Source organism: Nonomuraea cypriaca, assembly GCF_015645445.1.
Lineage (GTDB): Bacteria > Actinomycetota > Actinomycetes > Streptosporangiales > Streptosporangiaceae > Nonomuraea > Nonomuraea cypriaca.
On record NZ_JADOGI010000045.1, the window covers coordinates 25,883 to 38,217 of the forward strand.

At 69.9% G+C, this 12,335-nt stretch carries 9 protein-coding genes and 1 pseudogene; 7 read left to right on the forward strand and 3 right to left on the reverse strand.

Annotation, left to right across the window (positions count from 1 at the left end; all coding sequences use genetic code 11):
* Nucleotides 1-55 precede the first annotated feature (55 nt).
* Nucleotides 56-1,060, forward strand: a complete 1,005-nt coding sequence (locus tag ITP53_RS17165) for an amidohydrolase family protein (RefSeq protein ID WP_195896396.1) — start codon at nt 56-58, stop codon at nt 1,058-1,060.
* A 123-nt stretch (nt 1,061-1,183) separates the two neighbouring features.
* Here the strand turns inward: ITP53_RS17165 and ITP53_RS17170 are convergent, their stop codons facing one another.
* Nucleotides 1,184-1,603, reverse strand: coding sequence for a MarR family winged helix-turn-helix transcriptional regulator (locus ITP53_RS17170; protein WP_195896397.1), 420 nt, complete (start codon nt 1,601-1,603; stop codon nt 1,184-1,186).
* Between the two features lie 71 nt (nt 1,604-1,674).
* On the opposite strand from ITP53_RS17170, the gene ITP53_RS17175 reads away from it, so the two are divergent.
* The 4 genes and pseudogenes from ITP53_RS17175 (at nt 1,675) to ITP53_RS17185 (ending at nt 4,935) form a co-directional block, all read left to right on the forward strand.
* The gene (locus ITP53_RS17175) at nt 1,675-3,408 is read left to right on the forward strand and encodes an ABC transporter ATP-binding protein (RefSeq protein ID WP_236050887.1); all 1,734 of its coding nucleotides are present in this window, start codon (nt 1,675-1,677) and stop codon (nt 3,406-3,408) included.
* Nucleotides 3,409-3,532: 124 nt separating this feature from the next.
* A pseudogene (locus ITP53_RS61110) lies at nt 3,533-4,141 on the forward strand (MFS transporter); the annotation flags it as partial.
* Nucleotides 4,142-4,191: 50 nt separating this feature from the next.
* Nucleotides 4,192-4,575, forward strand: a complete 384-nt coding sequence (locus ITP53_RS57540; protein ID WP_236050889.1) for a hemerythrin domain-containing protein — start codon at nt 4,192-4,194, stop codon at nt 4,573-4,575.
* Between the two features lie 66 nt (nt 4,576-4,641).
* Nucleotides 4,642-4,935, forward strand: a complete 294-nt coding sequence (locus tag ITP53_RS17185) for a DUF5709 domain-containing protein (RefSeq protein WP_195896400.1) — start codon at nt 4,642-4,644, stop codon at nt 4,933-4,935.
* Here the strand turns inward: ITP53_RS17185 and ITP53_RS17190 are convergent.
* Entirely contained in the window at nt 4,928-5,581 is a 654-nt protein-coding gene (locus tag ITP53_RS17190) for an HAD family hydrolase (protein WP_195896401.1), read from the reverse strand. The genes ITP53_RS17185 and ITP53_RS17190 overlap by 8 nt on opposite strands.
* An 85-nt stretch (nt 5,582-5,666) precedes the next feature.
* Between ITP53_RS17190 and ITP53_RS17195 the strand changes: the two genes are divergently transcribed.
* Together ITP53_RS17195 and ITP53_RS17200 are read left to right on the forward strand one after the other, a co-directional pair.
* Nucleotides 5,667-7,676: a catalase gene (locus ITP53_RS17195; RefSeq protein WP_195896402.1), complete on the forward strand. Its 2,010-nt coding sequence runs from the start codon at nt 5,667-5,669 to the stop codon at nt 7,674-7,676.
* 122 nt (nt 7,677-7,798) lie between these two features.
* Nucleotides 7,799-8,407, forward strand: a complete 609-nt coding sequence (locus ITP53_RS17200) for a Uma2 family endonuclease (protein ID WP_236050890.1) — start codon at nt 7,799-7,801, stop codon at nt 8,405-8,407.
* Here the strand turns inward: ITP53_RS17200 and hrpA are convergent.
* On the reverse strand, nt 8,397-12,266 hold the full coding sequence (hrpA, locus tag ITP53_RS17205; protein ID WP_195896403.1) for an ATP-dependent RNA helicase HrpA: 3,870 nt from the start codon (nt 12,264-12,266) through the stop codon (nt 8,397-8,399). The genes ITP53_RS17200 and hrpA overlap by 11 nt on opposite strands.
* Between the last annotated feature and the right edge of the window lie 69 nt (nt 12,267-12,335).

The following is a 12,335-nucleotide window of genomic DNA, read 5'->3' on the forward strand; positions in this document are numbered from 1 at the left end:
AGGGGAGATCCGACGGGAGTTGTGAATGCCGTCTGCGAAGCGTGCCGGAGCGACTATGGGCAGGCGCGCGCTCGCGCCGGTCATCGTCCATTCCGCGCCGCTCGTGTTACCGGTGTGCGCCGAGCCCGTACGCGACGGAGCCGTGGCGATCAGAGGCGATCGTGTGCTGCGCGTGGGCGCGCGGGCCGAGGTGCTGTCGCGCCTTCCCGTCGCGCGCGAGCACAGGTGGGCGGGGATGATCGTGGCGGGGCTGGTGGACGCCCGTTCCACCGTCCACTCGACGGCTCCAGGGGTGACCGCGCGGGCCAGCGTGGTCGCCGACCTGACGGACCCCGCCGGGGCACCCGGGATCACCTACGTCGAGGTGACCAGCGCCGGCGAGGAGGAGTGGGAGGAACGCGAGCGGGACGCGGTCATCACCGCCATCCGCGAGGTCGACCGGCCGTGCGCGGTGGGGATCGCGGCGCGTACGCGGCATCCGCAGGTCCTGGAGGACGTGGCGGTGCTGGCCAGGACGTTCGGGCTGCGACTGCTGGTCGATCTGGACCGGCATTCGCCGGCCGCGCTGGACGAGGCGAGGGTGCTCGGTCCCCTGTGCCATGTGGCCTGCGCCCGGCCGCTTGACCCGGGCGAGCGCAAGCTGCTCAGGTTGCGTGACACCGTGGTGGCCGTCTGCCCGGCGGAGCCGTCGCTCGCGCCGGACGCGCTGACGTTGCTCGACGAGGGCAACGCCGTCGCCTTCGGCACGGGGCCGCCTGGGCCGCCGGCCCTCCGCGTCGGTCCGCTGGACGTGGCGGCGGCCATCAGGCGGCACGCGCGGGAGTTCGGGCTGCGTACCAGGGGGCTGGACCGCAGGCTGGTCGAGGCGGCCACGCTGGGCGGGGCCCGCGCGCTGGGGATGGACCGGGGGCAGGGCAGGATCGGGTCACTGGCGCCCGGCGCCCGCGCCGACTTCGCGGTCTTCGACGCGCGCGGCCGTTACCCGTACGCGGCGCTGCTCGCCCAGCCGCCGTGCCTCGGCACGGTCGTCGGGGGCGACCTCGTCACCGTCACGCCCTGACCGGGGCCGCTCACGCCGTGCCTGTTCTCCGGCACCGTCACGCCCTGACCGGGGCCCCTCACGGGCCACCGTCACGACCTGAGCGGCCACCTCACGGGCCACCGTCACGTCCTGGCCAGGGCCTCACCTGAAGTGGCTCTCGACCGCGTTCAGCAGGTCTCTGAGCTGCTCGCGCCGGCCTTCGGGCAGGACCGCGAACAGTTCCTCGCCCGCCTGCCTGCGCGCGTCGCGGGCCCGCTCGGCGAGGGCGCGCCCGGCCGGGGTGATCACCACCAGGGTGGAGCGGCGGCTGGCAGGATCGGGCTCCCTGCGCGCCAGCCCCGCCTCCTCCAGGGCGTCCACCACGGGCGTGAGCGAGCGCGGCACGATGCGCAGCTCATCGGCGAGTTGCACCATCCGCAGTGGCCGCTCGGTGTCGGCGAGCGCGCGCAACGCCCGCGCCTGACCGGGGTTCAGCCCGAGCGGGACGAGCCGACGCACATATCCATGCCGCAGCCGGCGGCTGACCAGGTGCAAGAGCTCAGCGAGCTCCTTTTCTGCCATGTTGGTAAGTTTAGCCGGAACAAATATGAGTTAGCCTCTGTTTGGGTGGTACGTCTGGAAGGAGACGCCCCTTGGAGGAGGAACCACGCGCGCCGCTGCGGCGCATCATCAAACTGTTCCGTCCCCACCGCGGCCGCCTCGCCGTCGTGGGCTCGCTCATCCTGCTCTCGTCGCTGGTGGGCCTGGCCTCGCCGTTCCTGCTGCGCGAGGTGCTCGACGTGGCGATCCCGGCCAGGGACGCCGGGCTGCTGACGCTGCTGGCGCTCGGCATGATCGTGGTGGCGGTCACGACCAGCGTGTTCGACGTCCTGCAGACCCTCGTCTCCACCACGGTGGGCCAGCGGGTGATGCACGACCTGCGCGTGTCGGTCTACGGCCATCTGCAGCGCATGTCCCTGGCGTTCTTCACCCGTACGAAGACCGGCGAGGTGCAGTCGCGCATCGCCAACGACATCGGCGGCATGCAGGCGGTGGTCACCTCGACCGCCGCCTCCCTCATCTCGAACCTCACCACCGTGATCGCCACCATCGTGGCCATGGCCGCGCTCGACTGGCGGCTGACGGCGATCTCGCTCGTGCTGCTGCCGGTGTTCGTGTGGATCAGCCGTAAGGTCGGCGCGGAGCGCAAGCGCATCACCGCCGAGCGGCAGCGCAAGCTGGCGACCATCGCGTCCATGGTCCAGGAGTCGCTGTCGATCAGCGGCATCCTCCTCGGCCGCACGATGGGCCGCTCGGCCCAGCTCACCGAGCGCTTCGACCGGGCCTCCGACGAGCTGGCCGACCTCGGCGTGCGTACGAGCATGGCCGGGCGGTGGCGGCAGGCGTCGATCCAGCTCGTCATGGCGGCGATGCCCGCGTGCGTCTACTGGGCCGCCGGGCACACCGGCGCCATCTCCGTCGGGACGCTGGTGGCGTTCACGACGTTGCAGACCAGCCTGTTCAGGCCGACGGTCTCGCTGCTGCGGCTGGGCGTCGAGGTGCAGACCTCGCTCGCGCTGTTCGGGCGCATCTTCGAGTACCTGGACCTGCCGGTGGACATCGGTCCCGGCACGCGGCGGCTGGAGGACGTACGCGGTGAGGTCCGCTTCGAGGACGTCGACTTCGCGTACGGCGACACGCCCACGCTCACCGGAGTCGACATCACCGTGCCCGCGGGCACCAGCCTGGCCATCGTGGGCGAGACGGGCTCGGGCAAGACCACGCTCAGCTACCTGCTGCCCAGGCTCTACGACGTCTCGGGCGGGCGGGTGACGATCGACGGGGTGGACGTGCGGGAGCTGACGTTCGAGACGCTGAGCGACGCGGTGGGCGTGGTGTCGCAGGAGACGTACCTGTTCCACGCCACGATCGCGGACAACCTGCGCTTCGCCCGGCCGTCGGCGACGGACGAGGAGCTGGAGGAGGCGGCGCGGGCCGCGCGCATCCACGACCACATCGCCACGCTGCCCGACGGCTACGAGACGCTCGTGGGCGAGCGCGGCTACCGGTTCTCCGGCGGGGAGAAGCAACGCCTGGCCATCGCCCGTACGCTGCTGCGCGACCCTCCCGTGCTGGTGCTCGACGAGGCCACGAGCGCGCTGGACACGCAGACCGAGCGGGCCGTGCAGGAGGCGCTGGACGGGCTGGCGCGGGGGCGTACGACGATCACGATCGCGCACCGGCTGTCCACGATCCGCGACGCGGACCAGATCGTCGTGCTGGACGACGGGAAGATCGTCGAGCGCGGCACCCACGACGAGCTGATCGCCCGCGCGGGCCACTACGCGGCGCTCGTGAGCCGCGACCAGCCACTGGAGCTCGTCTGATCGGTGTCCTGCCTCACATTCCGGTCAGACCGGAATCGGACTCCCAAGGGAGGGTGTTGGCAACCCCGGTGAATCCCCAACACTAGGACAAGGTTTGTCTTTGAGTTCCGCGACGTTCCGCGCGTTGCGTCATCACAACTACCGGCTGTGGGCCGGAGCGGACATCGTCTCCGTGACCGGGACCTGGATGCAGGTGCTGGGCGTCAACTGGCTCATCCTCACGATCACGGGGTCGGCGACCAGCGTCGGGCTGAGCCTCGTCATGCAGGCGCTGCCCACGCTGCTGCTGGGCATGTGGGGCGGGGCGCTGGCGGACCGGCTGCCGAGCCGGCCGCTCGTGATCGCCGCGCAGGTCGCGCAGGCGGGGCTGGCCGGCGTACTCGCGATGATCGCGTTGACGGGCGTCGAGTCGGTGCTGCCGATCTACGGGGTGGCGCTGGCCGGGGGCGTGGTGACCGCGCTGGGCGGACCGGCGCTCGGGCGGTTCGGCGCCGAGGTGGTGCCGCCCGCCGACCTGCCCAACGCGATGGCGCTCGGCTCCATCCTGAGCTCCGCCGGCCGCATCCTGGGCATGAGCCTGGCGGGCGCGCTGCTGCCGTTCACCGGGAACGGCGGGCTGTTCGTGATCAACGCGGCCAGCTTCTTCGTCGTGATCGCGGCGGTGGTGGCCATGCGGCGCGAGGAGTTCCACCGGCTCGCCGCAGCCGAGCGGCGGCCCGGCGCCGTACTCGCGGGCCTGCGGTACGTCCTGCGCACCCCGTGGCTGCTCGTCGTCCTGGCGCTGTGGTTCACGCCCACCACAGCGTCGAGGAGCACAAGGAGGCCGAGGTCCTGCTGGACGCGCTCGTACGCGCGAAGCCGGGCTCGGCGGAGTTCCGTACGACGCTGGAGCAGCTCGTCGCGTCCGTCAGCCACCACATCGAGGAGGAGGAGAGCACCATCCTGCCCGCCCTGGCGAAGTCGGCGGGCAAGAAGGGGCTCCAGGAGCTCGGCCAGGCGTTCAAGCAGCGCAGGGCCGAGGAGCTCAAGGCGCTCGGCCCACCCGGCGGCTCCCACGACGGACCCAGCAAGGCCGAGCTGTACGAGCGGGCGCAACGGGCCGACATCCCCGGGCGGTCGCACATGGGCAAGGAAGAGTTGGCCGACGCCCTCCGACACACCAAGTGAGAGGATTTCGGGCCGCTGGGTGGGTAGGGGGCGGTTATGACCGAAAAACCTCCGGACCGACACGGCATGAGCGACGAGCAGGGGATCGAGGTCGAGGAGTGGACCGACGATCTCGGCCTCAGTCATGAGGTCGCCGAGGACGATCCTCAGCACCGGGACACGCTCGACGAACGCCTGCGGCGGGAGGCCCGGGACCGGCTCCACGAACCCCGCCCCAAGCACCGGCTGACGCAGCCGGACGAGGGGCTGGAGCCCGACACCGACGACGAGGAGATCGGGGAGTACTGGGGCGAGGACGTGGAGGACATGTCCGCCGAGGAACGGGCCATCCGCATCGATCCCGATGAGACCCTCAGGTGAGCCCTCGCAGCGCCGGCAGGATCGCGTGCAGGTCGTCGGCGATCACGTCGGCGTCCGCCGCCCGCGGGCGCTCGGCGTGCAGGTAGCCCCACGGGCCGCGGCGCAGCAACGCCGTGCGCATGCCCGCCGCGGCCGCGGGGAGCACGTCGTTGTCCAGCCGGTCGCCCACGTACAGGATCTCGGCCGGCTCCCGGCCGGCCACCGCGGCGACCTTGGCGAAGAACTCCGGGTCGGGCTTGGCCACGCCCCACCCCTCCGAGGTGTGCACGGAGTCCGCGGGCAGGTCCATCGCGACCAGCGCGTCGTACGCCCGCCGCGGCTGGTTGCCCGCGATGATCACCTGGTATCCCGCCGCGCGGATGGCGGCCAGGGCGTCGCGCACGTCGGGGTAGAGGTCGCCGGCGTCGAACTCGTTGCGCGGGCCGTGGGGGTCGTCGCGTTCCCAGGCGGCCACCTCGGCGCCCAGGTCGAAACCTGGTCGTACGAGCCGGAAGGCGTCGCTGTGCGACCGGTCCAGCGCGGCCATCCCCCCGAGCGCGCCCATCAGCACGAAGCTGCTCACTCCGAGCCGCTCGGCCCAGCGCGACCAGATCCGCGTCTCGTCGATGAGCGTCTCACCGACGTCGAACACCACGGCCTTGATCATCAATCCCCCTGCTCGGAGCCGTTTCATCTCATTCATCGGGGCACTAGATGAAGGCCCGATAAATACCTGCAAGGGGGATTTTTCCATGCAACCAGCGCGTGACGCGAAGGACCAGCAGCTCGACGAGCACCGCGTCCCCGTGGACGACCTGAACATGACCACGGACCAGGGCAGCAGGGTCGACGACACCGACAACGCGTTGCGGGCCGGCACCCGCGGGCCCACGCTCATGGAGGACTTCCACTTCCGCGAGAAGATCACCCGCTTCGACCACGAACGCATCCCCGAGCGCGTGGTGCACGCCAGGGGCGCGGGCGCGTACGGGATCTTCGAGCTGTACGAGCCGCTCGGCGACGTGACCTCGGCCGCCTTCCTGAACGACACGTCGGTCAAGACGCCCACCTTCGTGCGCTTCTCGACCGTGGCGGGCTCGCGCGGCTCGGCGGACACCGTCAGGGACGTCCGGGGATTCGCCACGAAGTTCTACACCACGCAGGGCAACTTCGACATCGTCGCCAACAACTTCCCTGTCTTCTTCATCCAGGACGGCATCAAGTTCCCCGACTTCGTACACGCGGTCAAGCCGGAGCCGCACAACGAGATCCCGCAGGCGCAGTCGGCGCACGACACGTTCTGGGACTTCGTGCAGCTCCAGCCCGAGTCGCTGCACATGATCATGTGGCTGATGTCCGACCGGGCCATCCCGCGCAGCTTCCGGATGATGCAGGGGTTCGGGGTGCACACGTTCCGGCTGGTGAACGCCTCGGGGCAGGGCACGTTCGTCAAGTGGCACTGGCGGCCGGTGCTGGGGACGTACTCGCTGGTGTGGGACGAGGTGCTGCGCCTGCAGGGCAACGACCCCGACTACAACCGCCGCGACCTGTGGGAGACGATCGAGCGCGGCGCCTACCCCGAGTACGAGCTGTGCGTGCAACTCGTGCCGGAGTCGCGGGAGCACGACTTCGACTTCGACCTGCTGGACGCGACGAAGATCATCCCTGAGGAGCAGGTGCCGCTGCGGCCCATCGGCAAGATGACCCTCAACCGCAACCCGCAGAACTTCTTCGCCGAGACCGAGCAGGTGGCCTTCCACACCGCCAACGTCGTGCCCGGCATCGACTTCACCAACGACCCGCTGCTCCAGGCCAGGAACTTCTCCTACCTCGACACGCAACTCCTGCGCCTGGCCGGGCCGAACTTTCCGCAGATCCCGATCAACCGGCCGGTCAACGAGGTGCGCAACGACCAGCGTGACGGCTTCCACCAGCACATGGTCCACGAGTCGCGCACCAGCTACGCCCCCAACTCCATCAGCGGCGGCTGCCCCGGGGCCGTGGAGGGCTACCGCCACTACCAGGAGAAGGTGGAAGGCACCAAGATCCGGATGCGCAGCCCCAGCTTCGAGGACCACTACAGCCAGTCCACGCTGATCTGGAACAGCATGTCCGACTGGGAGAAGCAGCACATCGTGGCGGCGTTCCTGTTCGAGCTGGGGCACGTGGAGCGCAAGCACATCAAGGAGGGCGTCGTACGGCATCTCGGCCAGATCCACCCGGACCTGGCCTCGCAGGTGGCCCAGGGCCTCGGCCTGCCCGCCCCGGCCATGGCCCAGGTCCACTCCGACACCTCGCCCGCGCTCAGCATGACCGGCCAGCCGCGCAGCGTCGCCACCCGCAAGATCGCCATCCTCATGGGTGACGGGACGGACGCCGCCGCGGTGACGGCCCTGCGCCGGGAACTGGAGGCCCAGGGGGCGATCTGCGAGATCGTGGCCCCCGCCGAGGGGACCGTGGGCGGCGTCCCGGTGGACCGGCAGCTCAGCGCGGCCAACTCGGTCATCTACGACGCCGTGGTAGCCGCGGACGGGGCGGCGCTGGCGCCGATGGGGCGGGCGCAGTTCTTCGTCAAGGAGGCGTTCAAGCACCAGAAGGCCATCGCGTCGGTGGGCTCCGGCCGGCGGCTCGTCGAGGCGGCGCAACTGCCCAATGACGTCGGGGTGCTGATCGGTGACGGCAACGACATCGCGAAGCGGTTCGCGGAGGCGGTGGCGGGGCACCGCTTCTACGAGCGCGACGTGTCCAGCGTCCCGGCGTGACTCAGTGACTCAGTGACGATCGGCCGTTTCCGCCGTCGGCGGAGGCGGCCGATCGTTGTGGCGGCGGCTCGGCCGGAGTGGAATACTTAGCGTGCCCATTCGAATACGAAGGGAAAGATTCCATGGTCACCATGGTCGCAGAGAAGCACGACACGGAATCAACCTCCACGAGCGATCAGCGAACGCCGCAAACGGCTCGTGAGCTGTTCGATGCCCTACCCCCCCTCCCCGGCTTCCGGGCTGAGGCCATCGAAGGGAAACTTATTGTGAGTCCTCTGGGTAGCCCGGAACACGCCTGGATGGCCATGGACCTGAACAATGCCCTCATTTCGCTGACCGTGGAGCGAGGGTGGAAGGCAGCGGCCGGCGGCCTGAACATCTGCATCGAAGGGCCCCGAGACTCTCTCGCGCCCGACTACGTCCTGGCACCGCCAGACTGCCCGCGCTGGGGCAGGGGAGAACTGCTCTCCTCCGGCGTGGTCATGGTCGCCGAGGTGGTCTCACCCAGCAGCGTCCACACGGACCGCGAGGAGAAACGACGCCTCTACGCACTGGGCCGCGTCCCGGTCTACCTGCTGATCGATCCCCTCGCCGACGAGCCTGCCGTGACCGTGTTCAGCGAGATCAAGGATGACGCCTACCAGGTGACGACCACCACGCTCATCGGCACGCCGATCAAACTGCCGGCCCCCGTCGACTTCGAGCTGGACACCTCGATCTTCAAGGTGTGAGTTTCTCCATCGCCTTGGCGATGCGCTTCTCCGACACCGGGGTGGGGGTGCCCAGTGTCTGGGCGAAGAAGCTCACCCGCAGTTCCTCGATCATCCAGCGGATCTCCAGCACGTCCGGATCCCCGCGCCGCGCCGGATGGAGCTTCTGCAGCAGGTCGTGATAGTCGTCCTCGACCTTGTGGACCCGGTCCATCCACTCCTGGTCGCGCCACGGCTCCTCGGGGAGTTTGGCGAGGCGGCGGTCGACGGCCCTGATGTAGCGCAGCAGGTCGGACAGGCGGCGGTAGCCCGTGGCCGTGACGAAGCCCGGGTAGATGAGGTGGCCGAGCTGGTCGCGGATGTCGTCGGTGGCCGCACTGGCGCGCAGGGCGTCGAGGCGGGCGCCGGCCTCGTGCCAGACGCTCAGGATCTGTTCCGCCTTCGCCAGGACGTCCCGCGCAGTGTCGTAGAGGTGGGCCCGTACGTGCTGGTAGAGGCGGTCGAAGCCGACCGGGTCCCAGGCGGGGCCGCCGGCGTCGAGCATGAGCTGGTCCACGGCCGCGTTGACCACGTCGTCGAACAACGCCACCGCCCCGCCGTGCGGACTGCGTGACAGGGCCAGCTTGGCCTGGTTGGACAGGCCGCCGAGCAGCGACTTGGCCGGGTTGGTGACGTTGAGCAGGAGTAGGCGGCGCACGCCGGGCCAGTGGGAGCGGCGCTGCTCGGCCTCCGTCTCGAAGATCTTGATCGAGATGGAGTCGCCCGCGTCCACCAGCGCCGGATAGCCCTTCATCCGGCCCTGCTCGAACACCTTGGGCAGCCGGCCGAAGCTCCACGTGTGCAGGCCGGTCTGCTCCAGGTCGTCGCCCGCCTGCGAGAGCGTCTGGCGCAGGCGCGGGGCGAGGCGGCGCTTGAGCGCGTCGAGGTCCTTGTCCTCGGCGACCGTCCGCCTGCGCTCGTCGATCACCCGGTACGTGATCCGCAGGTGGTCAGGCACCTGGTCGAGCTGCCAGGCCTCACGCGGCACGCGTACGCGGGTGAGCCGCAGCAACTCGCGCTCCACGGCCGCCAGCAACGGCTCGCCGCCCTGCGCGACCCCGGAAAGGACCTGCTTGGCGTAGTTGGGGGCGGGGACGAAGTTGCGGCGCAGGTGCTTGGGCAGCGAGCGGATCAACGCGGTGATCAGCTCCTCGCGCAGCCCGGGGATCTGCCAGTCGAAGCCGTCGGAGCTGACCTGGTTGAGCACCTGGAGCGGCACGTGGACGGTCACGCCGTCGGCGTCGGCTCCTGGCTCGAACTGGTAGGTCAGCTTCATCCGCTGGCCGAGCTGCTTCCAGGTGTCGGGATAGTCGCGGGTGCTGACGTCGGCGCCCTCGTTGACCAGCATCTCCGGCGAGAACGTGAGCAGCTCCGGCTGCTCCTGCCCGGCCCGCTTCCACCACGAGTCGAAGTGGCGGGCCGAGACGACGTCGGCCGGCACCCGCTGGTCGTAGAAGTCGTAGAGAGCCTCGTCGTCCACCATGATGTCGCGACGGCGGGCGCGGTTCTCCAGCTCCTCGACCTCTTCGAGCAGCTTGCGGTTCTCCTTCAGGAAACGGTGGTGGGTGTCCCAGTCGCCCTCCACCAGCGCGTGCCTGATGAACAGCTCCCGCGACAGGTCCGGGTCGATGCGCCCGTAGTTGACCTTGCGGCCGACCACGACCGGCACGCCGTAGAGGGTGACCTTCTCCAGGGCGATCACCGCGCCCTGGTTCTTCTCCCAGTGCGGCTCGGAGTAGGTGCGCTTGACGAGGTGCTGGGCGAGGGGCTCGACCCAGTCTGGCTCGATCTTGGCGTTGACCCGCGCCCACAGGCGGGAGGTCTCGACCAGCTCGGCCGACATGACCCACTGCGGCTGCTTCTTGGCCAGCGTCGAGCCGGGGAAGATGGCGAAGCGGGCGTTGCGGGCGCCGAGATATTCCTGGATCGGCCTGCGGCCGTCCTGGCCGCGCTTCTCCATGACGTCCTTGACGCCGACGTGCGACAGCAACCCCACGAGCAGGGACACGTGCACGTGGTACGGCTGCGCCGCCTGGCTGCCCGGCTGGGCCCCGAGCGACTGGCGCAGCTGGCTGTAGATGTCCTGCCACTCCCGGACCCGCAGGTAGTTGAGGAACTCCGCCCTGCAGAGCCGCCGGAACGCGCTGGAGGACAGCTCTTTCTGCTTGTCGCGCAGGTAGTCCCACAGGTTGAGGTAGGCCATGAAGTCCGACTCGGGGTCGGCGAAGCGGCGGTGCTTCTCGTCGGCCTGCTGCTGCTTGTCGGAGGGTCGTTCGCGCGGGTCCTGGATGGACAGGGCGGCGGCGATCACCATGACCTCGCGCAGGCAGCCGTTCTTCTCCGCCTCCAGGACCATGCGGCCCAGGCGCGGGTCGACCGGCAGGCCCGCCAGCTTGCGGCCGACGCCGGTGAGGGCGCCCTGGCCGTCGAACGCGCCCAGCTCGTGCAGCAGGCTGACGCCGTCCTTGACCTGGCGGCGGTCCGGCGGCTCCACGAACGGGAACGCCTCGATGTCCCCGAGCCCGATCGAGGTCATCTGCAGGATGACCGAGGCCAGGTTGGTGCGGAGGATCTCCGGGTCGGTGAACTCCGGCCGGCCGAGGAAGTCCTCCTCCTCGTAGAGCCGGATGCAGATGCCGTCGGAGGTGCGCCCGGAGCGGCCCTTGCGCTGGTTGGCGCTGGCCTGCGAGATGGGCTCGATCGGCAGGCGCTGCACCTTGGTGCGGTGGCTGTAACGGGAGATGCGGGCGAAACCCGGATCGACGACGTATTTGATGCCGGGAACCGTGAGCGAGGTCTCGGCCACGTTGGTGGCCAGCACGACGCGGCGGCCGGTATGGCGTTGGAAGACGCGGTGCTGCTCGGCGGCGCTCAGCCGGGCGTAGAGCGGCAGGATCTCGGTGTTACGGAAGTCGGCCTTGGCCAGTGCGTCGGCGGCGTCGCGGATCTCCCGCTCGCCCGACAGGAAGACCAGGATGTCGCCGGGCCCCTCGCCGATGAGCTCCCTGCAGGCGTCCACGATGCCCTGCGTCTGGTCGTCGTCCTCGTCCAGCGGCCGGTAACGCACCTCGACGGGGTAGGTGCGCCCGGAGACCTCGACGATCGGAGCGTCGTCGAAGTGGCGGGAGAAGCGCTCCGGGTCGATCGTGGCGCTGGTGATGATCACCTTGAGGTCGGGGCGCTTGGGCAGGAGCTGTTTCAGGTAGCCGAGGATGAAGTCGATGTTGAGGCTGCGTTCGTGGGCCTCGTCGATGATCAGGGTGTCGTACTGGTCGAGCATGCGGTCGTTCTGCAGCTCGGCGAGCAGGATGCCGTCGGTCATCAGCTTGACCAGGGTGCGGTCGCTCGCCTGGTCGGTGAAACGGACCTTGTAGCCGACCGCCTCGCCGAGGCCGGTGCCGAGCTCCTCGGCGATGCGCTCGGCGACCGTGCGGGCGGCGATGCGGCGCGGCTGGGTGTGGCCGATCAGGCCGCGTACGCCGCGCCCGAGCTCCAGGCAGATCTTGGGGATCTGGGTGGTCTTTCCGGATCCCGTCTCGCCCGCGATGATCACGACCTGGTGGTCGCGGATGGCCGCGAGGATGTCGTCCTTGCGCTGGGAGACGGGCAGTTGCTCCGGATAGGTCACCGGTGGCACGGCCGTGCGGCGCCGCGCCAGTCGTTGCTCGGCCCGCTCCAGGTCGGCGAGGATCTCGGCGGCGATCTTGTCTCGGGTGTCACGTGAGCGCACTCGGCGCATGCCGTCGAGCCTGCGCCGCAGCCGTCGCTGGTCGCGCGGCATGAGATCGGGCAGGCGGGAGTGGAGCTCGGCGAGTGGAGAGGACAACGAAGGCGTTCCCATACTGCTTTCAGGATATTTGAGCCCCGCGGGCCCCGGAGCCAACCGCCCATGCTGCCCGACCGCGCCGGT

What these genes read in the sequence shown, in the direction of transcription:
- ITP53_RS17185 (WP_195896400.1), top strand. Translation starts at nt 4,642, where the DNA reads ATGAGCGACGAGCAGGGGATCGAGGTCGAGGAGTGGACCGACGATCTC.
- hrpA (WP_195896403.1), bottom strand. Translation starts at nt 12,266, where the DNA reads ATGGGAACGCCTTCGTTGTCCTCTCCACTCGCCGAGCTCCACTCCCGC.
- ITP53_RS17165 (WP_195896396.1), top strand. Translation starts at nt 56, where the DNA reads ATGGGCAGGCGCGCGCTCGCGCCGGTCATCGTCCATTCCGCGCCGCTC.
- ITP53_RS17190 (WP_195896401.1), bottom strand. Translation starts at nt 5,581, where the DNA reads ATGATCAAGGCCGTGGTGTTCGACGTCGGTGAGACGCTCATCGACGAG.
- ITP53_RS17170 (WP_195896397.1), bottom strand. Translation starts at nt 1,603, where the DNA reads ATGGCAGAAAAGGAGCTCGCTGAGCTCTTGCACCTGGTCAGCCGCCGG.
- ITP53_RS17195 (WP_195896402.1), top strand. Translation starts at nt 5,667, where the DNA reads ATGCAACCAGCGCGTGACGCGAAGGACCAGCAGCTCGACGAGCACCGC.
- ITP53_RS17200 (WP_236050890.1), top strand. Translation starts at nt 7,799, where the DNA reads ATGGTCACCATGGTCGCAGAGAAGCACGACACGGAATCAACCTCCACG.